The organism is Curtobacterium herbarum, from assembly GCF_016907335.1.
GTDB lineage: Bacteria > Actinomycetota > Actinomycetes > Actinomycetales > Microbacteriaceae > Curtobacterium > Curtobacterium herbarum.
This window is the reverse complement of sequence record NZ_JAFBBT010000001.1, coordinates 3,103,983-3,125,563: the sequence shown is the minus strand read 5'-3', so window position 1 is coordinate 3,125,563 and position 21,581 is coordinate 3,103,983. Positions and strand designations below refer to the sequence as shown.

Here is a 21,581-nt window from a genome sequence, read left to right as displayed (position 1 = left end):
CGGGGGATGATCAGGGCATGGTCCACCAGCTGCTCGTCCCGCAGCAGGAGATCCGGACGGGTCGCCTGGTGCTCACACCGGTGACCCCCGCGGACATCGACCTGGTCCACGAGCTCTTCTCCGACGCCCGGACCTGGACGCACCTGCCCAGCGGCCGGCACGTCTCGCGTGCCGAGACGCAGGACATGGTGCAGCGGAAGATCGGCGGCCGGGTCCGGCACGGGCTCGGCTCGTGGACGATCCGGGCGGCGGACTCCGGCGTGTTCCTCGGCATCGGCGGCGTCGACCGCACCGCCGGCGGCGTCTGGAACCTCGGCTACCGCCTGGCTCCGGAACACCACGGGCACGGCTACGCGACCGAGGTCGCCCGCGCGGCGGTGGACGCAGCACACGCCCTGAGCCCGGACGTCCCGGTCACCGGTCGGGTGCTGACGAACAACCCGGCGTCCGCGCGGGTGCTCGCCCGGGTGGGGCTGACCCAGGTGTGGCAGGGGTCGAGCCGGTCCGCCGTGCCCGAGGGTGTCGAGTGCCAGGCGTGGACCGACCGCACGCTGACCTCGGCGCAGCTGGACTGGCTCGTCGCCAACGCCTGACCCGGCCGGCCATCGTCGTGCGGTTGCACGTGCGGACGCGGCCGGTACTGTGGGTGAACTGGTCATGTCCGCACAGGACCACCTGATCCACACGAGGAGTCCGCTTGCCGAGCCGCATCACCGAGGGTGCTGAACCGAAGCACCAGCAGCTGCGGCGGATCCTGCTCGACCTCATCACGACGCGGCTCGCCCCCGGTGCGGCGATCCCCTCGGAGCGGCAGCTCATCGCCGAGTACGGCGTCTCGCGCATCACCGTGCGGGAGGCCCTGGGCCAGCTGGTGAACGAGGGACACCTCGAGCGCGTCCGCGGCAAGGGCACCTTCGTCGCGAACCGTCCGATGCAGTCCACGCTGCACCTGGCCTCGTTCACCGAGGAGATGCGGGCGATGGGGCACGTCCCGACGACGGTCGTGCTCGTCCGGGAGGAACGGGTCCCACCCGCCGCGACGGTCGCCGCCCTGCACCTCGGGGACGGCGAGACCGCGCTGCACCTCAAGCGGCTGCGGATGGCCGACGGCGCGCCGGTGTCGGTCGATGACGCCTGGCTCGCCGCTGACGTGTTCCCGGGCCTGCTCGAGCACGACCTGTCCGGCTCGATGTACTCGATCGCGGCCGAGGTGTACGGGCACCCGATCGACCGGGCGCGGCAGACCGTGGCCGCCAACCCGGCGTCCGACGACATCGCGACGCTGCTCGGCACGAAGACCGGGGCCCCGCTGCTCGAGTTCGACCGGGTGTCCTACTCGGGGCCGCGCGAGGTCGAACACGCCCGCAGCTGGTACCGGTCGGACCGCTACCGGGTGCAGATGGAGGTCACGGCCTCCAGTCCGGCACGGGTCTGACGTCCGAGCCAGACCAGACCAGACCAGACCAGACCAGACCAGACCAGACCAGACCAGACCAGGCCAGACCAGAACGGACGGGCCGGGAGCGAGCGGCTGCTCACTCCCGGCCCGTCCGGTCGTCGTGGTGGTCGGTCGTTCAGACCTCGAAGAGCGCGTCACCCTCGGCGACGGTGGTGCCGACGGTGTCCTGGGGGACCGAGTCCGGCGTCGACCCGAGCACGACCACGGGGACGACGGGGGAGTACCCCGCTGCCGTGATGGCGGTCGGGGTGAAGCGCACGACGGGGTCGCCCGCGGTGACAGTGTCGCCCTCCTTCGCCAGCAGCGTGAACCCCTCGCCCTTGAGCTTCACGGTGTCGATGCCCACGTGCACGAGGACGTCGGTGCCCGCGGTGCCCTGCAGCGCGAACGCGTGCGGGTGCAGCTTGACGATGGTGCCGTCGACCGGGGCGACCGCGGTGACCTCACCGGTGGTACCGGTCGGGTCGACAGCGACCCCCGCACCGACGAGCTGCTCGGCGAACACCGGGTCCGGGACGTCGGAGAGCCCGACGACCGGGCCGGCGAACGGCGTGCGGACGACCGTCACAGTTCGTCCTGGATGTCCTGCGCCAGGTTGTCGGCGATGGGTCCGACGATGACCTGCCAGCCGGTGCCGCCACCGACGACGGCCTGGGCGCCGGCGGCCTTGAGGGCGTCCTTGTCGACGAGGTCGCCGTCCTCGACCTCGACGCGGAGGCGCGTGATGCAGCCCTCGACCTCGTCGATGTTGTCGGTTCCGCCGAGTGCGGCGATGATGTCGGCAGCCTTGATGTCAGCCATCTGTTTCCTCCTCGTTACGGGTTCGCTCACAGGTTGACATGCAGTCCACGGTCATCGACACTACGAACTGGTCATGACCGGACAGGACCGGACCTGGCGACACTGCCGAGGGTACCTGTGCCGTCCACGCGACTCAACTCACCCCGAACAGCTCCACCCGATGACGAGAGGAACTCCGATGAGCACCGCTGCAACGACGGACGTGCCGGAGAAGAAGACGCCGAAGAAGCAGTCCCGCTTCTTCGCGAACGCCCAACGGCTGGGCCGGAGCCTGCTGCTCCCCATCGCGGTCATGCCGGCCGCGGGCATCCTCAACCGCATCGGGCAGCCCGACCTGCTCGGTGCGATCCCCGGCTTCGAGACCGGCGCGAGCGTCATCGGCTCCGCCGGCAACGCGATCTTCACCTGGCTGCCGCTGCTCTTCGCGGTCGGCATCGCCATCGGCTGGGCCAAGAAGTCGGACGGCACGACGGCACTGGCCGCGGTCGTCGGCTACATGGTCATGTACGAGGTCTTCAAGACCATGTCGCCGATCGTCCTGGCGGGCGTGAAGGACGCGAACGGCGAGCAGGCCACGATCAACTTCGGTGTCCTCGGCGGCATCGTGATGGGTCTCGTGGCCGCCGGGCTCTGGCAGAAGTTCCACCGCACGAAGATGCCCGACTTCCTCGGGTTCTTCTCGGGTCGCCGTCTCGTGCCGATCCTCACCGCGGCGGCCGGCCTGGTCATCGCCGTGCTGATGTCCTTCGTCTACCGCTACTTCGACATCGGCCTGACCTGGGTCGGCGAGCAGGTCACGTCGCAGCCGGTCGTCGGTGGTGGGATCTTCGGGTTCGCGAACCGCATGCTCATCCCGGTCGGCCTGCACCAGCTGCTCAACTTCTTCCCCTGGTTCCAGCTCGGCAGCTTCAACGGCCCGAACGGTGTCGTCTCCGGTGACATCCCGCGCTTCCTGGCGGGCGACCCCACGGCCGGCATCTTCCAGACCGGCTTCTTCCCGATCATGATGTTCGCCCTGCCCGCCGGTGCCCTGGCGATCTGGCGCAACGCCCGCCCCTCGCAGCGCAAGCTCGTCGGCGGCATCATGCTCTCCGCCGCGCTGACGTCCTTCGTCACCGGCATCACCGAGCCGCTCGAGTACTCGTTCATGTTCGTGGCCTGGCCGCTCTACGTCATCCACGCCGTGCTCACCGGCACCTCGCTGGCGCTGGTCAACGCACTCGGGATCCACGACGGCTTCTCGTTCTCGGCGGGCGCGATCGACTACGTGCTGAACTTCGGCAAGGCGAAGGGGGCGATCTGGCTCATCCCGATCGGTCTGGCGTACGCGGCGGTCTACTACTTCCTCTTCAGTTTCGTGATCAAGAAGTGGAACCTGCGGACGCCGGGTCGCGAGCCGGAGGACGAGATCGCCGCGGCCTCGGTCGACGACCTCACCAAGGCGTAGTCGCGACGCGACGCGTCTCCGCGCAAATCGCGCGATCAGCGCGGGACGGGAGGCCCGGTGCCAGCTGGCACCGGGCCTCCCGTCGTTCCGGGGTAACGGTTTTGACAATCGTTATCATGTGGCGCTAGCGTCGTCGACATGCACTCCCGACTCCTCGCCCTGCCGCTCGTCGCCGGCGCCGCCGCGCTCGCCCTGACCGGGTGCGCGACCTCACCTGCATCGTCCGACTCCGGCGACGGCAAGGTCCGCGTCGTCGCCTCGACGAACGTCTACGGCTCGATCGTGCAGAGCATCGGCGGCGACCACGTCGACGTCACGAGCATCCTCGAGGACCCGTCGCAGGACCCGCACTCGTTCGAGTCGAGCGCGAAGACGCAGCTCGCGGTCTCGAAGGCCGACCTGCTCATCGAGAACGGCGGCGGGTACGACGACTTCATGACGACGCTGTCGAAGGCTGCCGACGACAAGGTGCCGACGATCAACGTCGTGCAGCTCTCCGGGCTGCAGAAGGCCGGCGACACCGAGTTCAACGAGCACGTGTTCTACAGCTACCCGACCATGGTGAAGCTCGTCGCGGACGTCTCCGAGCGCCTGGGCAAGCTCGACAAGGCGGACGCCAGCACCTTCCAGGCCAACGCGAAGACCCTCACCGGCAAGCTGCAGGAGCTCGAGTCGCAGACCGCCTCGGTCGAGAAGACCGTCGACGGGGACAAGGTGGCGTACACCGAGCCGGTGCCCGGGTACCTCTTCGACGCGATGGGTCTCGACAACGTCACGCCGGCGGCCTTCTCCGAGGCGATCGAGGAGGGCGACGACGTCCCGCCGGCCGCACTCAACGACACCCTCAAGCTCTTCTCGAGCGGTGAGGCGAAGCTGCTCGCGTACAACGAGCAGACCTCGAGCGCCGAGACCGAGCAGGTCGAGAAGGCAGCCAAGAAGGCGGGCATCCCGGTCGTCGGTGTCACGGAGACGCTCCCGAAGGGGGAGGATTACGTCTCGTGGCAGCAGGCGAACATCGACGCGGTGACGGCGGCACTCCAGAAGTGACGACCCTCCAGGACCCGGACCGGACCGCCACTGCCGAGCGCAGTGGCGGTTCCGCCGTGCTCGCACTCCGGGACGCCGGGCTCGCGTACGGCAGCCGTCGGCTGTGGGACGGGCTCGACCTGGACGTCCAGCCCGGCGAGTTCGTCGCCGTGCTCGGTCCGAACGGCGCCGGCAAGACCTCCCTGCTCCGCACCGTCCTCGGCCAGCAGCGGCTGACGAGCGGGTCGATGTCGTTCCTCGGCCGTCCGGTCCGCCGCGGACACCGGCGGATCGGCTACATCCCGCAGCAGCGGCTGATGGACTCCGGCACCCCGCTGCGCGCCCGCGACATGATCGCGCAGGGCGTCACCGGGCACCGCTGGGGGATCCGGCCCGAGCGTCGTGCCGAACGCGAGCGCATCGACCGCATCGTCGACGAGGTCGGCGCCACCGCGTTCGCCGACGCCCCCGTCGCCGAGCTCTCCGGCGGCGAGCAACAGCGCACCCGCGTCGGACAGGCCATCGCCGCCGACCCCGCCCTGCTGCTCTGCGACGAACCCCTCATCTCGCTCGACCTCCGGCACCAGCGCGGTGTCACCGAGCTCATCGACCGGCAGCGTCGACAGCAGGGTGCCGCGGTGCTCTTCGTCACCCACGACGTGAACCCGATCCTCGACGTCGTCGACCGAGTCCTCTACATCGCCGGCGGACGCTTCCGGATCGGCGCCCCCGACGACGTCCTGCGCGCCGACGTCCTCAGCGACCTGTACGGCACGCCCGTCGACGTCGTCCGCACCATGGGCCGCATCGTCATCGTCGGTGCGAGCGACGCCCACGACACCGCGGGCGACGGACACCACCACTGCGAACCCGGGCCGCTCACCACCACCCCGGACGAAGGACGGATCTGATGGACATCTGGTCGACCGTCTTCTCGTTCCAGGACTACGGCGAACTGCTCGTCCTGGTCCGCAACTCGATCATCGCGGGCGCGGTGCTCGGCGTCGTCGGCGGGCTCATCGGGCCGTTCGTCGTCGCCCGGAACATGCCGTTCGCCGTCCACGGCATCAGCGAGTTGTCCTTCGCGGGTGCCAGCGCCTCGCTGCTCCTCGGCGTCAACGTGGTCAGCGGCTCGGTCGTCGGGTCCCTGGTCGCCGCGGTGCTCATCGGGCTGCTCGGCAGCCGTGCCCGCGACCGCAACTCGATCATCGCCGTGCTCATGCCGTTCGGGCTGGGCCTCGGCATCCTCTGCCTGGCGCTGTACAAGGGCCGGGCCGCGAACAAGTTCGGGCTGCTCACCGGCCAGATCGTCTCGGTCGACAACCCGCAGCTCGGCATGCTCGTGGCGATCGCCGCCGTCGTGGTCCTCATCCTCGTGGTCATCTGGCGTCCGCTGATGTTCGCCTCGGTCGACCCGGACGTCGCCGCGGCCGCTGGTGTCCCGGTCCGCACGCTCGGCCTGGTGTTCATGGTCGCGCTCGGGCTGGCCACCGCGGTGTCGGTGCAGATCGTCGGGGCGCTGCTGGTGCTCTCGCTGCTCGTCACCCCGGCCGCCGCCGCACTGCGGGTGACGGTGAACCCGGTCCTCGTGCCGGTGCTCTCCGTCGTCTTCGCGGTGACCTCGGTCGTCGGCGGGATCCTCCTGGCCCTCGGTGGCGGACTGCCGATCAGCCCGTACGTGACCACCATCTCGTTCCTCATCTGGGTCGTCTGCCGGGTGGTCGGTGCCCGCAAGGAGCGCCGTGGGCGCGACCGCGTGTCGGCGCGGGAGCAGCAGGTCGACGGTGGGTCGGGCCTCCCGGCAGTCCCGAAGCAAGGAGTCGCAGCATGAACGCCGTCCAGAAGCCACGCCGCAACACCTGGCAGCGCGAAGCGGTGCGCGGGGCCCTCTCGGAGACCGAGGGGTTCGTCAGCGCGCAGGCTCTGCACGCGCACCTGCGCGACGGCGGCTCCACCATCGGCCTGGCGACCGTCTACCGGGCGCTGTCCGACCTGGCCACCGAGGGCGACGCCGACTCGCTGCAGCAGGACGGTGAGTCCCTGTACCGGGCGTGCACGACCGACAAGCACCACCACCACCTGATCTGCCGGGTCTGCGGCCGGACCGTCGAGATCCAGGCCGACCCGGTCGAGGAGTGGGCTCGCGCCACCGCCGCCGCGAACGGGTTCTCGAACGCCAGCCACGTCGTCGACGTGTTCGGCGAGTGCGCCGAGTGCACCGCCCGTGCCGCCGTCCGGAGTGGCGCGTAGTCCCAGCGACGGCGCGGGTGCGGGTCGCCGCGTGGGCTCGACCGTGCTGCTCGTGGGCTGCGCCGGGCTGCTCGTGGGCCCGGCAGGGCTGGTCGGCGACCGCTCCCGCCTCCCGTCGCGCCGCACGGCACCCCGCCCGGACGGGAGGCCCGGCTTGCGACGCGCCCGGCCGTCGCGTAACGTGGGCCGCTGGTTCTCCGCGCCTGCGCGGAGTGCCCGTTGTTCTGCCCTCCGATCGTCGCGAACGCCGCGGTCGCGTGGTACCGGATCCGAGCCTCCTGGCCCGGATGTGCTGACCCAGGTCGACCCCGTCGACCCGGACCGCCGCCGGTCTGGGCGGTGCGCACACCCCCTCGCCGGGCTCCTCGCTCCGGACGTTCCGACGTCCGGGTCCGACTGCCCAGCGCGTGTGCACCAGGCAAGTGACCTTGGGTGCAGCCGATCGGCTGCACGGTATTCATCAGGAGGAAACCATGGCTGCAGTGTGCCAGGTGACCGGCGCCGTTCCCGGCTTCGGACACAACATCTCGCACTCGCACCGCCGGACGAAGCGTCGCTTCGACCCGAACGTGCAGAAGAAGACCTACTACGTGCCGTCGCTGCGTCGTAACGTGACGCTCAACGTCAGCGCCAAGGGCATCAAGGTCATCGATGCTCGCGGTATCGAGTCCGTCGTGGCGGGCATCCTCGCCCGTGGGGAGAAGATCTGATGGCGAAGCGCGGTCAGGACATCCGTCCGATCATCAAGCTCCGTTCCACTGCGGGCACTGGGTTCACCTACGTGACCAAGAAGAACCGCCGGAACAACCCCGACCGTCTCGTGCTGAAGAAGTACGACCCGGTGGTCCGCAAGCACGTCGACTTCCGTGAGGAGCGCTAGGCCATGGCGAAGAAGAGCAAGATCGCGAAGAACAACCAGCGCGCCGTCATCATCGAGCGCTACGCCGAGCGTCGCCTCGAGCTGAAGAAGGCCCTCGTGGACCCGAACGGCACCGACGAGTCCCGCGAAGCGGCCCGCGTCGGCCTGCAGAAGCTGCCCCGCGACGCGTCGCCGGTCCGCTACCGCAACCGTGACGCCATCGACGGTCGCCCCCGTGGCCACCTCGGTGAGTTCGGCATCAGCCGTGTCCGCTTCCGCGACATGGCCCACCGTGGCGAGCTCCCCGGCATCACGAAGAGCTCCTGGTAAGCACCAGTCCTGCCGACGCCCCCGCGACCTGTCGAGGTCGTGGGGGCGTCGTCGTTGTCCGAGGGACGTCATCCGCCGACTCCGGGCGGCACCACGGTCGTCACATCCGTCACTCCAGCCACTCCCGCATCTCAGGAGGCCCGGAAAACCGGGCGAGTCGACCGGAAACCCCGGAACCGGCTGGTAGGTTCATCAGCGGTTCCCCGGGCCCTCGGCCCGACCGGGTCCACCGCTCGGGGCAACCGTCCCGCAGCATCCGGACGTTCCACGTCCGACCCATACGCAAGAAGTCCGAGGAGGACATCCAATGGCTGACAAGTCACTGAACCGCACCGAGCTCGTCGCTGCCGTCGCCGCCGAGTCCGGCCAGAGCCAGGCCACCGTCAACGGCGTCGTCGACGCGCTCTTCGCCGTCGTCGGCAAGTCCGTCGCGGACGACACCAAGGTCACGATCCCGGGCTGGATCGCCTTCGAGAAGACCCACCGCGCCGCGCGCACCGGCCGCAACCCGCAGACGGGTGAGGCCATCGAGATCGCCGCGAGCGACTCGGTCAAGGTCAGCGCCGGCAGCAAGCTCAAGGCGTCGGTCAAGTAAGACCACGGAGCTCCACGGAAGGGACGGCGTCCGCGCCGTCCCTTCCGTCGTTCCCGGGAGGCCCGTCCCCTCTCCACAGGTCGGCCCGCGCGGTGGCGGTGGCGCGCTGGGCAGCGCCTAGGCTTGACGGGTGAACCGCATCGCGCGCATCGCCGGCCCCGGCGTCCTGCTGCTCGCGGCGTTCGTGTCCCTGCTCGTGGCGCTCGTCCTCGGCGGTGGTGCCGACGCCGCGCTCATCGCGGACCCCGGTGCGGTCGTCCGGTTCGGGCTCCCCATCGCGCGGATGCTCGTCGACCTGTCCGCCGCAGCGACGATCGGTGGGCTCGCCCTGGCGACCATCGGGCTGTCCCGCACGGCGCCGGAGTGGGACCGGGCCATCGACGTCGCGGCCGCGGCGGCCGGTGTCTGGACGGTGACCTCGGCGGTCACGACCTTCTTCACGTACCTCAGCGTCGCCGGTGGTTCGGTCAGTCTCGACGCGCAGTTCGGCCAGTCGATGGGCGTCTTCCTCACCGGCACGGACCTCGGGCTCGCCTGGCTCACCACGGTGCTCGTCGCCGCGGCCGTGACGGTCCTCTGCTTCGCGGTGCGCTCGCGCGGCATGGTCGCGCTGACGACCGGCGTCGCGCTGATCGGCCTCGTCCCGCTGACCCAGCAGGGCCACGCGGCCGGCACCGCCAGCCACGACGCCGCGGTCACCGCACTCGGACTGCACCTGGTCGGCGCCGCGCTCTGGGTCGGCGGGCTGGTGATGCTCGTCCTCATCCGTGACGTCGTCCCCGGAGCCCGACTGGCGGCGGTCGTCGGCCGGTACTCCAGCGTCGCGCTGGGGTGCTTCGTGCTCGTCAGCGTCTCCGGCGTGGTGTCCGCCCAGATCCGGATCGGTGCCTGGGCCGAACTCGGCAGCCCGTACGGCGTGCTCGTGCTCGTCAAGGTGGGGGCCATCGTCGCGATGGGCGTCATCGGAGCGGTGCACCGGCGTCGGGTGATCTCGGCCCTGACCGCGGCGCCCGCCGTGGCCCGCCCGTTCTGGACGCTCGTCGTCGTCGAGCTCGCTGTGATGGGTGTGGCGTCGGGCTTCGCCGCCGCACTCGGCCGCACCGCGACCCCCGCCGGGCAGCTGGCGCTGAGCAAGACCAGCGACCCGACCCCGGCCGAGGTCCTGACCGACGACCCCCTGCCGGCGGCGCCGGGCTCGTGGGGCTGGCTGACGAACTGGAACATCGACCTGTTCTGGCTGATGGCCGCGGTGCTGCTCGTCGCCGCCTACGCCGCCGGGGTCGTCCGTCTGCGCCGACAGGGCCGGTCCTGGCCGGTCCGTCGTTCCGTGGCCGCCGGCATCGCGGTCGTGTCACTCGTCCTGGCGACGTCGGGCTCGCTGCACACCTACGACCGGTACCTGGTGTCGGCGAACGTCGGCGCACACGTGCTGCTCGGGCTCGTCGTCCCCGCCCTGGTCTGGGCCGCGGCGCCCGTGCAGCTCATCCGGGCCGCCGTGCACCCCCGCACCGACGACAGTGCCGGCGTCGCCGAGTGGACCGCGGTCTTCGTCGACAACGCCGTCGTGCGGTACCTGGTCCAGCCGTTCCCGGCGTTCCTGCTGCTCGCCGGCACCTGGTGGGCGCTCTACGCCACCGACGTGCTGCGCTGGTCCGTCAGCGACGCCATGGGCCGCACGGTGATCGACCTGCTCTTCCTGCTCGTCGGGCTGCTCGCGCTGCCGACGCTGCTCACGCCCATCGCCCTCGGTGCACGGCGTCCCTCGACCGCGGCGTTCCTGGTGCGTGCCGTCGGGGCGGTCGTCGTCGCCGCGGGCACCGTCTCGCTCGGCGTCGCGATGCAGGGGCCGCTCGGGCTGCTGCAGGCGTCCTGGTTCGGGGCGATGGGACGCACCTGGGGGCCGGACCCGCTCGTCGACCAGGCCCGCGCGGGCACGGTGCTGATCGTCGCGGGCGTGCTCGTCGTCGTCGCGGTCGTCGCCGTCGGGCTCGTCCGGATGCGACCCGGGGCCTCGGTCGGCGCGGTCCGGGACCAGCCGGCCCGACCCAGCGGGGCTCCGACGTCGGACGCGGCCACGGGCCTCCCGGACGTCACCGGGACACCGATGGGTGACACCAGCGTCGCGACCGGCGTCGCCGGTGGCCCCGCGGATGGATCGAGCGCACGGTGAGTGTTGAGCTCTCCGCCGAACAGCGGGCGGTCTTCGAGTACGTCGAGTCGACGCGCGACCACGTCTTCATCACCGGACGGGCCGGCACCGGCAAGTCGACGCTCCTCAACCACCTGTCGTGGAACACCGAGAAGCAGGTCGTCATCTGCGCCCCGACCGGCGTCGCCGCGCTGAACGTCGGCGGCCAGACGATCCACTCGCTGTTCCGGCTGCCGATCGGGCTCATCGCGGACGCCGAGATCCGACAGGGTCCGGACACCCGGAAGCTCCTCAACACCATCGACACCCTGGTCATCGACGAGGTCTCGATGGTCAACGCCGACCTGCTCGACGCGATGGACCGCTCGTTGCGCAAGGCCCGCGGGCGGCAGCTCGAACCGTTCGGCGGCGTCCAGGTCGTCATGTTCGGGGACCCGTACCAGCTGCCCCCGGTGCCGGGCGACGGTGACGAGCGTGCCTACTTCACCGACCACTACCGGTCGATGTGGTTCTTCGACGCCAAGGTGTGGCTCGAGGCCCAGCTGCACATCATCGAGCTCGCGACCGTGCACCGGCAGCGGGACGACGCCTTCGCCGCGATGCTCACCGCCGTCCGCCACGGTCGTGTCACCGCCGACGTGGCGCAGCAGCTCAACGCCGCCGGAGCCCGACCCGCGCCGGACGACGCGATCACCCTCGCCACCCGGAACGACACCGTCTCGCGCATCAACAAGGCCGCACTCGAACGACTGCCCGGCAAGCTGAAGACCGCCAAGGCCGACGTCAACGGTGACTTCGGCGGGCGGAACTACCCGGCGGACGAGGCCCTCGAGCTGAAGCCCGGCGCACACGTCATGTTCCTGCGCAACGACCCGGACCAGCGCTGGGTGAACGGCACGCTCGGCATCGTCCGGAGCATCCGCGACACCGTGTGGGTCAGTGTCGACGGTGAGGACTTCGAGGTCCAGCCGTCGGTGTGGGAGAAGTTCAAGTACTCCTACGACCCGGACAAGAAGGAACTGAAGAAGGACACCGTGGGGGAGTTCCAGCAGTTCCCCCTGCGCCTGGCCTGGGCGGTGACGATCCACAAGTCACAGGGCAGCACCTACGACCGGGCCGTCGTCGACCTGGGCAACCGGGTGTTCAGCGCAGGGCAGACGTACGTGGCGCTGTCGCGGTTGACCTCTCTCGACGGGCTGTACCTGACGCGTCCTCTGCGGCCGGCGGACATCATCGTGGACCTCGACGTCCGGCGCTTCATGTCCGAGTCACCCCGGGTCGTCGCGACCCAGCTCGAGGCCCCGAAGCCCGCGGCCGAGTCCGAGTCCGCTGACGCGCCCGACGCCTGACCTGCCCGGCACCTGACCTGCCCGGCGCCTGACCTGCCCCGCGCCTGAGCTGCACGACGCCCGGCCTGCCCGACGCTGATGGCCGGCACGCTGTGCGACCCCGAGGAAGCCCGGCCGTGTCTCCTCCCCACGAACGACGACGCCCGCCTACCGGAGCGGCAGACGGGCGTCGAGGGGAGCGCAGGTCAGGCGCGGGCGCCCGCCGCCCGCAGTGCGCGGATGTTCTCCTTGTCGGCACCGAGCGCGGTGAGCAGCAGGACGACGGCGACGATGACGTGGAAGACGTTGTCGGTCGTGTTCAGCGCGAAGACGTTCGCCGAGGTGTTCGAGAAGACGAACCCGTAGACGGCGAGCACGAGCAGGACGACACCGATGACCAGGTTCACCGTGCGGGACCCGATCGTGTTGCCGAGGCCCACGATGAAGAACGCCGCGGCGAGGATCGTCCACAGCCCGCAGAGCGCCGGGTTCAGCCCGAACGAGTTCCACAGGAACCCACCGGAGCGGCTGAAGAACGCGCCGCCGCCGTCCTGGGCGAAGAAGAAGCCCAGGATGCCCCAGATCGCGAACAGCATGCCGGCGGTCATCGCCAGTCCACGGTTCGGCGAGGCGGTGATGCTCGGTTCCTTGACGGCCACTTGGGTCTCCTCATCCTGCGCGACGATCGCGTTGTACGACTGCCCGTCGTCGCGCCGCTCACGCACACTGTCAGCGGCAGTCGTCCCGGTGCCGGACCGACCTGTGTCACGCTGTCCGGAGACCTGCTGCAGGACGGCCGTGGCCTTGCTGCGGAGGCCTGCGTTCCCAGCTCCCGACGGGCGCCCCAACGGTATCGTGTCGGACCCCGACCGACCGAATCGCTTCCCGCTCAGCAGGCGGAAGACGACGCCGACCACGATGACCCCGAGGAGGACGATGCCCGTGACGCGGACGCCCGAGCGCACCGCTCCCGAGTCCTTCGGCGAGGGGCGTGGACCGAGCGTCTCCCGGAGGCTCCGGTGGGCTCTGCTCGCGGCTCTGGGGTTCGTGATCGTGCCTTCCGTCTACGCGGTCGCCGTGTTGACGCCGTTGGGGCAGCGGGTGGAGGACGCCGCGCTCGGCGGGGTCCGCGAGTCCGACCTGTTCGGGTCGGACACCGCCCTCAACGTCATCTCGGTGCCGGTGATCCTGCTGTTGGTCGTCGTGATCGCCGCCGTCGCGTTCGCACGCGGGCGGCTCGCCGTGGGGCTCGGAGCGGGTTTCGTGGTGCTGGCGTCCGCGGCCACCTCGACGTGGCTCAAGCGTATCGCCGAGCGCCCGGAGATCGCCCAGTCGACGACGCCGAACTCGTTCCCGTCCGGGCACGCGACGATCGCCCTCGCGGCGCTGTTCGCCGTGCTGATGGTGACACCGCGTCGGTTCCGGCCGCTGGTGCTGCTCGCGGGGACCGCCTACGCGGTGTTCGTCGCGAACCAGACCGTCGTCTACGGGTGGCACCGGGTGAGCGACATCATCGGCGCCTGCGCGGTGGCGCTGTTCTGGCTCGGACTGGTCCGGGCCGTGGGGCCGCAGGTGGACCGCGGTGTCCGGGGCGACCGTGACGGCCGACGGGGACCGCGACGGGCGGTGACGGCGGTGCTGCTCGTCGCTGTGGCTGCGGCGCTGCTGGTCGGGGTCGTCGCGCTCCTGGTCGGGACCCTCGGCGGTGACCACGGCGCGATGCTGCTGGCGGGGCGGCTCGCCTCGTCCGCCAGCGTCCTCGCGGTGATCACGGCGGTGTGGCTGGCCGACGGCATGCACCACTCGCCGCCGACGACCAGCGCGGCCGCGCCTCCCGTCCGCCGCTGACAGCGGCAGCAGCCGCGACTGCAGGGCGGCTGACCGCCGACCGCCGCACCGACGGTGGCGGGAATGCTCTCGCCTGCGCTACGTTGTACTCGTCAGTTCGATGCAAACGCATGGAACCGGAACGAGCCAGCGACAGACGAGGCGGCACATCATGCAGTTCGGGATCTTCACGGTCAGTGACGTCACGACCGACCCCACCACCGGGACCACGCCGGACGACACCCAGCGCGTCCGGGACATCCTGACGATCGCGCAGCACGCGGACCAGGCCGGCCTCGACGTCTTCGCCACCGGGGAGCACCACAACCCGCCGTTCGTCGCCTCGAGCCCGACCACGATGCTCGGCTACCTGGCCGGCGTCACGAAGGACATCACCCTCTCGACGTCGACGACCCTGGTCACCACGAACGACCCGGTGCGCATCGCCGAGGAGTACGCGATGCTCCAGGTCGTCTCCGACGGCCGCATGGACCTGATGATGGGCCGCGGCAACACGGGCCCGGTCTACCCCTGGTTCGGCAAGGACATCCGGCAGGGCCTGAACCTGGCGGTCGAGAACTACGCGCTGATCCGCCAGCTCTGGGAGAACGAGGTCGTCAACTGGCAGGGGCAGTTCCGCACGCCGCTGCAGGGCTTCACCTCGACCCCGCGTCCGCTCGACGGCGTCGCGCCCTTCGTCTGGCACGGCTCGATCCGCACGCCCGAGATCGCCGAGCAGGCCGCCTACTACGGCGACGGGTTCTTCCACAACAACATCTTCTGGCCCATCCAGCACACCGAGCAGATGGTCGGCCTCTACCGTCAGCGCTACGAGCACCACGGGCACGGCCGTGGTGACCAGGCGATCGTCGGCCTGGGCGGCCAGTTCTTCGCGCGGAAGAACTCGCAGGACGCGGTCGACGAGTTCCGTCCGTACTTCGACAACGCCCCGGTCTACGGCCACGGCCCGTCCATGGAGGACTTCACCACCCAGACCCCGCTCACCGTCGGGTCGCCGCAGCAGGTCATCGACCGGTACGCCGCGATGAAGGACCACGTCGGGCACTACCAGCGCCAGCTGTTCCTCATCGACCACGCCGGCCTGCCGCTGAAGACGGTGCTCGAGCAGATCGACATCCTGGCCGAGGACATCGTGCCGGAGCTCCGCCGCATCAACGAGTCCGACCGGCCGGCGCACGTGCCGTCGAACCCGCCGACGCACCTGGAGCGCGTCGCCGCCGCGCACGCGGCCGGCACGGCCGGTGCGGACCACGTCGTCGCGGTCGACGAGTGGACCGGCGCGTCGGTCTGATCGCGCGCACCTGACGGACGGGAGGCCCGGTGCCAGCTGGCACCGGGCCTCCCGTCCGTCTCGGCGCGCGTCCCGCCCGCGTCCCGAGCCTCGGCTCAGCGGACGGAATCCGCCTCGCGGTCGGGCGAAGATGTCCGCCCAGCCGAGGCTCGGCCAGCGCTGCCGGCGCTGCCGCCGCTGCCGGCGCCGCCGCCGCCGGCGCTGCCGGCGCTGCCGGCGCTGCCGGCGCTGCCGGCGCTGCCGGCGCTGCCGGCGCTGCCGGCGCTGCCGGCGCTGCCGGCGCTGCCGGCGCTGCCGGCGCTGCGCGCGGCGCGCAGCGCTGCTGGGCGGGCGGGGACCAGCTTCAGGCCGAAGACGCAGCCGACGATGCCCGCGATGAACAGCAGGCGGAGGAGCGTGACGGGCTCCGCGCCCGTCGCCATGCCCCAGAGCACCGTGAGCGCTGCCCCGGTGCCGGTCCACACGGCGTAGGCGGTGCTGATCGGGATGTGCTTGACCACGTACCCGAACGCGCCGAGGCTCAGCACGATGGTGACGAGGAAGACGAGCGTCGGCCCCGGGCGGGTGAACCCGTCGCTGGCTCCGAGGGCGGTGGCCCAGACGGTCTCGAACGCGGCGCTGACGAACAGCACGACCCAGGCCATCAGCTGACCACCTTGAGACCGACGACGCACGCGACCAGGCCGAGGACCAGGCCGATGCGGGCGAGGGACGCCGCCTCCTGCCGACGCAGGACCGCGACGACGACCGTCAGCGAGGCGCCGATGCCGACCCACACGGCGTAGGCGGTGCCGACCGGGATCTCCTGCATCGCGAACGCGAGACCGACCATGCTCAGGCCCATGCCGGCGACGAAGACGATCGTCGGCACCACCCGCCTGAACCCGTTCGACGCGCCGAGTGCCGTGGCCCAGACGGCTTCGAGCACGCCCGACAGCACCAGGATGACCCATGCCATGGTGTTCCTCCGTTCCGAAGTCGTACGACTGTGCGACTTCCCGGAGACCAGTTCTAGCACGAACTCGTACGGTCGTGCGACAATTGCCGGATGTCGCGCAGCATCGACCTCGAGGAACGCCGCCGCACCGTGTCGGCGGCGGCCTGCCAGGTCCTCGCCCGGGACGGCCTCGGTGCCCTGTCCGTCCGGAACGTCGCCGCCGAGGCCGGGCTGCCCCCGAGCACCGTCCGGTACGCATTCCCGACCCAGGCGAGCGTCCGTGAGCACGCGATCGCCTCGGTGTTCGACCGGACCCGCGAGCGCATCGACGCGATCCCGGGCGACCTGCCGACGCGCGAGTGGGTGCGGCGGGTCCTCGTCGAACTGCTGCCCCTCGACGACGAGCGGGTGGTCGAGCTCGACGTGTACCTGGCCCTGGGCAACGCCGCGCTGACGGACGCCGAGCTCCGGCCGACGCTCGACCGGGTCGTCGACGACGTGCGCCGGTGGTGTGAGCGGGTGCTCGAGGTGCTCGGGGTGCCCGAGGCAGACCGCGAGTACGAGGCCTGCCGGCTGCACGCCCTCCTCGACGGGCTCGCGATGCACGTTGCCCGGCTCGCACCCGGGGAATCGGGGGACTGGGCGATCGACGTCCTCGAGCGCCACGTCGACGGGGTCGCCCGGTCCTGACCGGACCCGCAGCGGTCTGCCGGGCCTGGGACGAGCCTCCAGGTCGACGCCCCGGACGGGCTCTATCCTGTCCCGGTGACGAGCACCCCCGCCCGCCCCGTCGCGACGCGCCCGCGCAGCCTGACCGGCCCCGGTCTGGTCCTCGCCGCCGTCGTGGCGCTCCTCGCCGTCCGCGTGCTCTCGCCGGCCGTCGGGACCGCGGGCCTGCCCGACGTGGTGCAGGACTTCCTGACGCTCGCGATCAGCGTCGTCGTCGAGTCGCTGCCGTTCGTGGTCCTGGGCATCGTGCTGTCGATCGTCGTCGAGGTCTGGGTGCCGCACGGCGTCCTCGAGCGGATCCTGCCGACCAGACCGATGCCCCGGCGCGCGGTCATCTCGCTCATCGGCATGCTGTTCCCGGTCTGCGAGTGCGGCAACGTCCCGCTCGCCCGCGGGCTCATGCTCCGCGGGTTCACCCCGGCCGAGGCGGTCACGTTCCTCGTCGCCGCACCGATCCTCAACCCGCTCGTCATCATCAGCACCGCGCAGGCCTTCGGCTGGTCCGGGTGGATCCTGCCCGCCCGCATCGTCGGCGGCTTCGTCGTCGCGAACCTGGTCGGCTGGATCGTCGACGCGCACCGTCGTCCGGCCGACCTGCTCCTGCCCGCGTTCGAGGCCCGCTGCCGCGCAGCCGTCGGCGCCCCGCCGGTCCGCGACAAGTGGCGGGAGAGCGCGTCGCACTTCGGCGGCGAGACCGCGACGATGATGCCGGCGCTGTTCGTCGGCGCCGGCCTGGCCGCCGCGATCCAGGTCGCGGTGCCGCGGAGCGCCCTCGTCGCGGTCGGGTCGAACCCGGTGCTGTCGGTCGTCGCGATGATGCTCCTGGCGATGACGGTGTCGCTCTGCTCGAACGTGGACGCGTTCTTCGCGCTGTCCTTCGCGTCGACGTTCCTGCCGGGGTCGATCACCGCGTTCCTGATCATCGGGCCGATCATCGACGTGAAGATGATCGCCCTGCTCCGCACGACGTTCCGCGCACGCTTCCTGGTGCTGCTCGCCGTCGTCTGCGTCCTGTTCGCCGCGACCGTCGGATTGGTGATGAATGTCCTCGTCTGAGCAGAACCCGATCGAGCACGACGACCACGGGCACGGCCACGGAGCCGGCAGCACCGCCGGCCGCGCCGACCGCACCGCCGCGCGCCGCGCCCTGCTCGGCCTCGGCTCCGTCCTGGCCGTCGCCCTCGGCACCCTGTGGCTCGGGCTCGCCGACCACCTCGACCTCTACATCAACCCCCGCTACGCCGTGTTCACGCTGGTCCTCGCCGCCGTCGCGGTGCCCGCCTCGGTCGCCGGGCTCGTCGTCGTCGCCCGCCACGGCAGCCACGCCCACAACGGTGACCCGGAACCCCGGCCGGGAGGCGGTGGTCGCCTCCTGCACGTCGTCCTCGGCTCCGTCGCGGCGCTCGTCACGATCGGCACCGTCGTCGCGATGCTCGTCCTGCCCCCGACGACCCTGTCCGCCCGGACCGCCCAGCAGCGGAGCGTCGGGTCCGCGTCACTGTCCGACGCGACGGGTGCCGGTGCGCCGGTGTCGCTCCTCGGCAGCGAGTCGGTGGACACGTCCGGCTACGGCGTGAAGGACTGGGCAGCGCTCATCCGGCAGAGCACCGACACGACGGCGCTCGTCGGCCGCAAGCTCACCCTCACCGGGTTCGTCGTGCCCGGGTCGGACGGCACGTTCACCCTGACCCGCTTCGTCGTCAGTTGCTGCGCGGTGGACGCCCAGCCGGTCGGCATCGGGGTCACGACCGACGGCACGCTGCCGCCGGAGAACCAGTGGGTCCGGGTCGAGGGTGCCCTCGCCGCGAACCCGGACACCGCCTCCGACGCACGCCTGGTCATCCGCGCGGCGACCGTCACCCGGGTCAGCCAGCCCTCGGACCCGTATGAGTACTGACACCGAGCGGGGTGCGGTCCGCCCGCGGCGCCCGGTCACCCACCGCTTCCGCCGACGCTTCACGGCCGTCGTGGTCGTCCTGGCCGTCGTCGCCGCGCTCGCCGCCGTGGCCGGGTCGCAGCAGGGCCCCCGGCTGCGGTCGGTGTCCTACGACGCCAGCGACCTGGTCACCCGGCCGGCGCAGCGTGTCATCCTCACCGCGAACCAGGCCGTGCAGCGCGTCCCGGCCTCCGCGGTGCGGGTCAGCCCCGCGGCCGCGTTCTCGGTCACCTCGAGCGGCAACACCGTCGCCGTCGAGTTCGCCGGCCCGCTCGGCTACGACCGCGACTACACACTGACCCTCCGTGGCGTCCGCGCTCCGGGGCAGGCGGCCGCGTCGGAGCTCCGGACCACGATCCGGACCGGCAGCACCGACGTCCTCGCCGTGGTCCCGGGGCGGAACGGTGCAGCCGACCGGATCGTCCGTCGGGACCTCGGCGCCGCCGGCACCCGGACCGTGTACCGCGCGTCGGGCATCGCCGAGTACGCGGTCCTCGCCCGCTCCCTGGTCGTGCTCCGGAACGACTCGTCGGGCCACTCGGCGATCGACATCGTGCCGCTCGCCGGCGGGGTGCAGGACCCCGAGGTCCCGGTCGAACGCCTGTCGATGCCGAGCGCGGTCGGCACGGCGAAGGCCCTGCACGCCGCCGACGACGGCGCCTCGTTCGGGTTCGTCTACGCCGACACCTCGTCCGGCCGCTCCGAGGACGTCGGTCTGTACGACGTCGACCTGACCGGGACGCACCAGCCGGAGCCGGTCGGGGCGGACGGCAAGCCGGCGATCGGCGCGACACCGCTCCCGGTCGCCCAGTGGGCCTACGTGCCGCGCACCGAGAGCGCCCTGGTCCGGACCGGCACCGACGACCTGGTGCTCGTCGACATGGGCGGCCGGAGCAAGGCCGTCCGACTCGGCTCCGCGACGTACCTGCACGGGTTCGTCGACTCCGGCACGACCGCCGTCGTCGAGACCGGCACCGGCATCGTGCAGCTCGACCTGACGAACGGCCGCCGGACCGCGCTGCCCACCCCGGCCGCGAGCACCGACCAGCCCTACCTCGGGCGCATCGCCCCGCTCGCCGAGGGGCAGTACCTGCGACTCGTCGGCTCGACCCGCGCGGACGGCACCCTGGCGGCCCGCATCGTGCGGGTGGACGGGTCACGGGCCTCCCGGCTGGCGGTGACCATCCCCGACGACGCCAGCGTCACCGCCGTCTGCCCGTCGCCGAACGGCCAGTTCGTCGCGCTCGCGACGCGCTCCGCCGACGGCGCACTCGTCACGGTGGTCGACGCCACGTCGGGCGCGCTCGAGGCGTCCCTGGCCGGCACGGCGATCGACTGGTGCACCGCCCTGCCGACGGGCGACGAGGTCGGCTGAGCGCGGTCGCCGCGCTCGCAGCGGCCGTCGCCGCTACTGGCGCAGCGTCCGGCGCGGGTACTCCCCGAAGCGCCGCAGGTACTCGCCGGAGAACCGGCCCATGTGCGAGAAGCCCCACCGTGAGGCGACCTCCGCCACCGAGGTGGTCCCCGGTTCCGCCGCCAGCAGGTCGGACCGCACCTGGCGCAGCCGCACCTCGCGCAGGTAGTTCATCGGCGTGCGGTCGAGCGTCCGTTGGAACGACTCCTGCAGCGCACGGACGCTGAGGTCCGCCGCCCGGGCGATGTCCGTCACGGTCAACGGCTCGCCGGCGTGCTCGTGCAGGAACTCGACGGCCGTCCGCAGGCGGGTGTTGCGGCGCTCGCCGAAGCCCTCCGGCTGGACCTCGGCCTGCAGCCGGTACAGCCCGAACAGGGAGCGGACGACGTCACGCTGCGCCTCGTGCCAGGCGAGGGACTGCTGCCCCTGGGTCCGGAGGGCGCGGACGGCACCGGCGACGGACCCGCGCCAGGTTCCGACGGCCGCGGCACTCGGCGGTGTGGACCGGTCGAACGCGAGCGTGCCGTCGACGATGTACCGCTCGCGCGCGACGTCCAGGACCAGGTCGCGGTCCAGGTGCACCAGCCGCTGGTCCCAGTTCTCGTACTCCATCTCGAACCGTCGCCCGAGGGGGAACATCGTCGGGACGCCCGGCGCCATCCGCACCTCGTCGTGGCCGACGTCGACCCGGGCCCGGCCGGCGTCGAGCCACTGGACGACGACCTCGCCCTCGACGGCCACGTCGCCGCGCAGGTACCCGTGCATCTGCGAGCGGCGGATGCTCATGCGGTCGTCGCCGACGCCGACGTACTTGTACCAGTAGTCGTGGTCGACGGGCGAGGAGTACCACGTCCGTCCCGCGTACATGCCGGCGAGGTCCTGGACGGCGCCGCCGGTGTCGGTGCCCGACACGGCGACGATGGCGCCGTTCGGTGCCGAGTTCTCCGGGTTCGTCATGACTCCACCATCTCTCGCTCCGGATCGTCGCGCGAGCCCCGCCGCCGCCCGCCGCCTCCGGGACGGCGTTCCGCGGACCGTCCCACGCGGATGTCGAGGTCGCGGCCAGGTTCGCGGCCGGATCGGGGGACAAGGCGTCCCAACGGGTGGACCACGAACGGGAGGCCCGTCACCAGCTGGTGACGGGCCTCCCGTTCGTGGAGTGGACCGGCTGCCGACGTGCGT

Annotated in this window: 25 protein-coding genes; 19 read left to right on the top strand and 6 right to left on the bottom strand. The window is 71.5% G+C overall.

The window, feature by feature from the left end; translation table 11 throughout:
* Positions 1-17: 17 nt before the first annotated feature.
* Both JOD51_RS14870 and JOD51_RS14865 read left to right on the top strand, forming a co-directional pair.
* Positions 18-593 carry a GNAT family N-acetyltransferase gene (locus JOD51_RS14870; protein WP_204609820.1) on the top strand — a complete coding sequence of 192 codons (576 nt, stop codon included), beginning with the start codon at positions 18-20 and terminating at the stop codon, positions 591-593.
* 104 nt (positions 594-697) lie between these two features.
* Positions 698-1,435 (top strand): GntR family transcriptional regulator, encoded by a 738-nt coding sequence (locus tag JOD51_RS14865; RefSeq protein WP_204609818.1) that lies wholly within the window; start codon positions 698-700, stop codon positions 1,433-1,435.
* Between the two features lie 139 nt (positions 1,436-1,574).
* On the opposite strand, the gene JOD51_RS14860 is transcribed toward JOD51_RS14865, so the two are convergent.
* A complete protein-coding gene (locus tag JOD51_RS14860) occupies positions 1,575-2,027 on the bottom strand; it encodes a PTS sugar transporter subunit IIA (RefSeq protein WP_204609816.1) in 453 nt (150 codons plus the stop codon).
* Entirely contained in the window at positions 2,024-2,260 is a 237-nt protein-coding gene (locus JOD51_RS14855) for a PTS sugar transporter subunit IIB (protein ID WP_110823137.1), read from the bottom strand. The genes JOD51_RS14860 and JOD51_RS14855 overlap by 4 nt, the downstream gene beginning before the upstream one ends.
* Before the next feature lie 178 nt (positions 2,261-2,438).
* Here JOD51_RS14855 and JOD51_RS14850 point away from each other — a divergent pair, with 178 nt between their 5' ends.
* The 11 genes from JOD51_RS14850 to JOD51_RS14800 all read left to right on the top strand — a co-directional run bounded on the left by JOD51_RS14850 (position 2,439) and on the right by JOD51_RS14800 (position 12,265).
* A complete protein-coding gene (locus JOD51_RS14850; protein ID WP_204609814.1) occupies positions 2,439-3,707 on the top strand; it encodes a PTS transporter subunit EIIC in 1,269 nt (422 codons plus the stop codon).
* Positions 3,708-3,845: 138 nt separating this feature from the next.
* Positions 3,846-4,754, top strand: a complete 909-nt coding sequence (locus JOD51_RS14845; RefSeq protein ID WP_204609812.1) for a metal ABC transporter solute-binding protein, Zn/Mn family — start codon at positions 3,846-3,848, stop codon at positions 4,752-4,754.
* Positions 4,751-5,644 (top strand): metal ABC transporter ATP-binding protein, encoded by an 894-nt coding sequence (locus JOD51_RS14840; protein WP_204609810.1) that lies wholly within the window; start codon positions 4,751-4,753, stop codon positions 5,642-5,644. The genes JOD51_RS14845 and JOD51_RS14840 overlap by 4 nt, the downstream gene beginning before the upstream one ends.
* A complete protein-coding gene (locus JOD51_RS14835; protein WP_204609808.1) occupies positions 5,644-6,564 on the top strand; it encodes a metal ABC transporter permease in 921 nt (306 codons plus the stop codon). The genes JOD51_RS14840 and JOD51_RS14835 overlap by 1 nt, the downstream gene beginning before the upstream one ends.
* Entirely contained in the window at positions 6,561-6,983 is a 423-nt protein-coding gene (locus tag JOD51_RS14830; protein WP_204609806.1) for a Fur family transcriptional regulator, read from the top strand. The genes JOD51_RS14835 and JOD51_RS14830 overlap by 4 nt, the downstream gene beginning before the upstream one ends.
* A 473-nt stretch (positions 6,984-7,456) precedes the next feature.
* Positions 7,457-7,693 carry a 50S ribosomal protein L28 gene (rpmB, locus tag JOD51_RS14825; protein ID WP_110905118.1) on the top strand — a complete coding sequence of 79 codons (237 nt, stop codon included), beginning with the start codon at positions 7,457-7,459 and terminating at the stop codon, positions 7,691-7,693.
* The gene (gene rpmG, locus JOD51_RS14820) at positions 7,693-7,863 is read left to right on the top strand and encodes a 50S ribosomal protein L33 (protein WP_110905119.1); all 171 of its coding nucleotides are present in this window, start codon (positions 7,693-7,695) and stop codon (positions 7,861-7,863) included. Before rpmB ends, rpmG begins: the two co-directional genes overlap by 1 nt.
* A gap of 3 nt (positions 7,864-7,866) precedes the next feature.
* On the top strand, positions 7,867-8,172 hold the full coding sequence (rpsN, locus tag JOD51_RS14815; RefSeq protein ID WP_110823155.1) for a 30S ribosomal protein S14: 306 nt from the start codon (positions 7,867-7,869) through the stop codon (positions 8,170-8,172).
* A 307-nt stretch (positions 8,173-8,479) separates the two neighbouring features.
* Positions 8,480-8,767 (top strand): HU family DNA-binding protein, encoded by a 288-nt coding sequence (locus JOD51_RS14810; RefSeq protein ID WP_110823157.1) that lies wholly within the window; start codon positions 8,480-8,482, stop codon positions 8,765-8,767.
* A gap of 130 nt (positions 8,768-8,897) precedes the next feature.
* Positions 8,898-10,937: a bifunctional copper resistance protein CopD/cytochrome c oxidase assembly protein gene (locus JOD51_RS14805; protein WP_204609804.1), complete on the top strand. Its 2,040-nt coding sequence runs from the start codon at positions 8,898-8,900 to the stop codon at positions 10,935-10,937.
* Complete coding sequence (locus tag JOD51_RS14800; RefSeq protein ID WP_204609802.1) at positions 10,934-12,265, top strand: ATP-dependent DNA helicase; 1,332 nt, start codon at positions 10,934-10,936, stop codon at positions 12,263-12,265. The genes JOD51_RS14805 and JOD51_RS14800 overlap by 4 nt, the downstream gene beginning before the upstream one ends.
* A gap of 185 nt (positions 12,266-12,450) precedes the next feature.
* On the opposite strand, the gene JOD51_RS14795 is transcribed toward JOD51_RS14800, so the two are convergent.
* Complete coding sequence (locus JOD51_RS14795) at positions 12,451-12,903, bottom strand: DUF4383 domain-containing protein (protein ID WP_204609800.1); 453 nt, start codon at positions 12,901-12,903, stop codon at positions 12,451-12,453.
* A 277-nt stretch (positions 12,904-13,180) separates the two neighbouring features.
* Here JOD51_RS14795 and JOD51_RS14790 point away from each other — a divergent pair, with 277 nt between their 5' ends.
* Both JOD51_RS14790 and JOD51_RS14785 read left to right on the top strand, forming a co-directional pair.
* Positions 13,181-14,092, top strand: a complete 912-nt coding sequence (locus tag JOD51_RS14790) for a phosphatase PAP2 family protein (RefSeq protein WP_204609798.1) — start codon at positions 13,181-13,183, stop codon at positions 14,090-14,092.
* 151 nt (positions 14,093-14,243) lie between these two features.
* Entirely contained in the window at positions 14,244-15,383 is a 1,140-nt protein-coding gene (locus tag JOD51_RS14785; protein WP_204609796.1) for a CE1758 family FMN-dependent luciferase-like monooxygenase, read from the top strand.
* Positions 15,384-15,478: 95 nt separating this feature from the next.
* Here the strand turns inward: JOD51_RS14785 and JOD51_RS17615 are convergent, their stop codons facing one another.
* Entirely contained in the window at positions 15,479-16,027 is a 549-nt protein-coding gene (locus JOD51_RS17615) for a DMT family transporter (RefSeq protein ID WP_307839495.1), read from the bottom strand.
* A complete protein-coding gene (locus JOD51_RS14775; protein ID WP_204609794.1) occupies positions 16,027-16,341 on the bottom strand; it encodes a DMT family transporter in 315 nt (104 codons plus the stop codon). Before JOD51_RS14775 ends, JOD51_RS17615 begins: the two co-directional genes overlap by 1 nt.
* 90 nt (positions 16,342-16,431) lie before the next feature.
* Between JOD51_RS14775 and JOD51_RS14770 the strand changes: the two genes are divergently transcribed.
* The 4 genes from JOD51_RS14770 to JOD51_RS14755 all read left to right on the top strand — a co-directional run bounded on the left by JOD51_RS14770 (position 16,432) and on the right by JOD51_RS14755 (position 20,360).
* Positions 16,432-17,010 carry a TetR/AcrR family transcriptional regulator gene (locus JOD51_RS14770; RefSeq protein ID WP_239539891.1) on the top strand — a complete coding sequence of 193 codons (579 nt, stop codon included), beginning with the start codon at positions 16,432-16,434 and terminating at the stop codon, positions 17,008-17,010.
* Positions 17,011-17,085: 75 nt separating this feature from the next.
* Positions 17,086-18,105: a permease gene (locus JOD51_RS14765; protein ID WP_204609792.1), complete on the top strand. Its 1,020-nt coding sequence runs from the start codon at positions 17,086-17,088 to the stop codon at positions 18,103-18,105.
* The gene (locus JOD51_RS14760; protein WP_204609790.1) at positions 18,092-18,946 is read left to right on the top strand and encodes a TIGR03943 family putative permease subunit; all 855 of its coding nucleotides are present in this window, start codon (positions 18,092-18,094) and stop codon (positions 18,944-18,946) included. Before JOD51_RS14765 ends, JOD51_RS14760 begins: the two co-directional genes overlap by 14 nt.
* Positions 18,936-20,360, top strand: coding sequence for a hypothetical protein (locus JOD51_RS14755; RefSeq protein WP_204609788.1), 1,425 nt, complete (start codon positions 18,936-18,938; stop codon positions 20,358-20,360). The genes JOD51_RS14760 and JOD51_RS14755 overlap by 11 nt, the downstream gene beginning before the upstream one ends.
* Before the next feature lie 33 nt (positions 20,361-20,393).
* On the opposite strand, the gene JOD51_RS14750 is transcribed toward JOD51_RS14755, so the two are convergent.
* A complete protein-coding gene (locus JOD51_RS14750; protein WP_204609785.1) occupies positions 20,394-21,356 on the bottom strand; it encodes a helix-turn-helix transcriptional regulator in 963 nt (320 codons plus the stop codon).
* Positions 21,357-21,581 lie beyond the last annotated feature (225 nt).

Excerpts from the sequence above, each read along its gene's own strand:
- JOD51_RS14870 (WP_204609820.1), top strand. The coding sequence starts at position 18 with ATGGTCCACCAGCTGCTCGTCCCGCAGCAGGAGATCCGGACGGGTCGC.
- JOD51_RS14855 (WP_110823137.1), bottom strand. The coding sequence starts at position 2,260 with ATGGCTGACATCAAGGCTGCCGACATCATCGCCGCACTCGGCGGAACC.
- JOD51_RS14850 (WP_204609814.1), top strand. The coding sequence starts at position 2,439 with ATGAGCACCGCTGCAACGACGGACGTGCCGGAGAAGAAGACGCCGAAG.
- JOD51_RS14845 (WP_204609812.1), top strand. The coding sequence starts at position 3,846 with ATGCACTCCCGACTCCTCGCCCTGCCGCTCGTCGCCGGCGCCGCCGCG.
- JOD51_RS14835 (WP_204609808.1), top strand. The coding sequence starts at position 5,644 with ATGGACATCTGGTCGACCGTCTTCTCGTTCCAGGACTACGGCGAACTG.
- JOD51_RS14830 (WP_204609806.1), top strand. The coding sequence starts at position 6,561 with ATGAACGCCGTCCAGAAGCCACGCCGCAACACCTGGCAGCGCGAAGCG.
- rpmB (WP_110905118.1), top strand. The coding sequence starts at position 7,457 with ATGGCTGCAGTGTGCCAGGTGACCGGCGCCGTTCCCGGCTTCGGACAC.
- rpmG (WP_110905119.1), top strand. The coding sequence starts at position 7,693 with ATGGCGAAGCGCGGTCAGGACATCCGTCCGATCATCAAGCTCCGTTCC.
- rpsN (WP_110823155.1), top strand. The coding sequence starts at position 7,867 with ATGGCGAAGAAGAGCAAGATCGCGAAGAACAACCAGCGCGCCGTCATC.
- JOD51_RS14810 (WP_110823157.1), top strand. The coding sequence starts at position 8,480 with ATGGCTGACAAGTCACTGAACCGCACCGAGCTCGTCGCTGCCGTCGCC.
- JOD51_RS14790 (WP_204609798.1), top strand. The coding sequence starts at position 13,181 with ATGCCCGTGACGCGGACGCCCGAGCGCACCGCTCCCGAGTCCTTCGGC.
- JOD51_RS14785 (WP_204609796.1), top strand. The coding sequence starts at position 14,244 with ATGCAGTTCGGGATCTTCACGGTCAGTGACGTCACGACCGACCCCACC.
- JOD51_RS17615 (WP_307839495.1), bottom strand. The coding sequence starts at position 16,027 with ATGGCCTGGGTCGTGCTGTTCGTCAGCGCCGCGTTCGAGACCGTCTGG.
- JOD51_RS14775 (WP_204609794.1), bottom strand. The coding sequence starts at position 16,341 with ATGGCATGGGTCATCCTGGTGCTGTCGGGCGTGCTCGAAGCCGTCTGG.
- JOD51_RS14770 (WP_239539891.1), top strand. The coding sequence starts at position 16,432 with ATGTCGCGCAGCATCGACCTCGAGGAACGCCGCCGCACCGTGTCGGCG.
- JOD51_RS14760 (WP_204609790.1), top strand. The coding sequence starts at position 18,092 with ATGTCCTCGTCTGAGCAGAACCCGATCGAGCACGACGACCACGGGCAC.
- JOD51_RS14755 (WP_204609788.1), top strand. The coding sequence starts at position 18,936 with ATGAGTACTGACACCGAGCGGGGTGCGGTCCGCCCGCGGCGCCCGGTC.
- JOD51_RS14750 (WP_204609785.1), bottom strand. The coding sequence starts at position 21,356 with ATGACGAACCCGGAGAACTCGGCACCGAACGGCGCCATCGTCGCCGTG.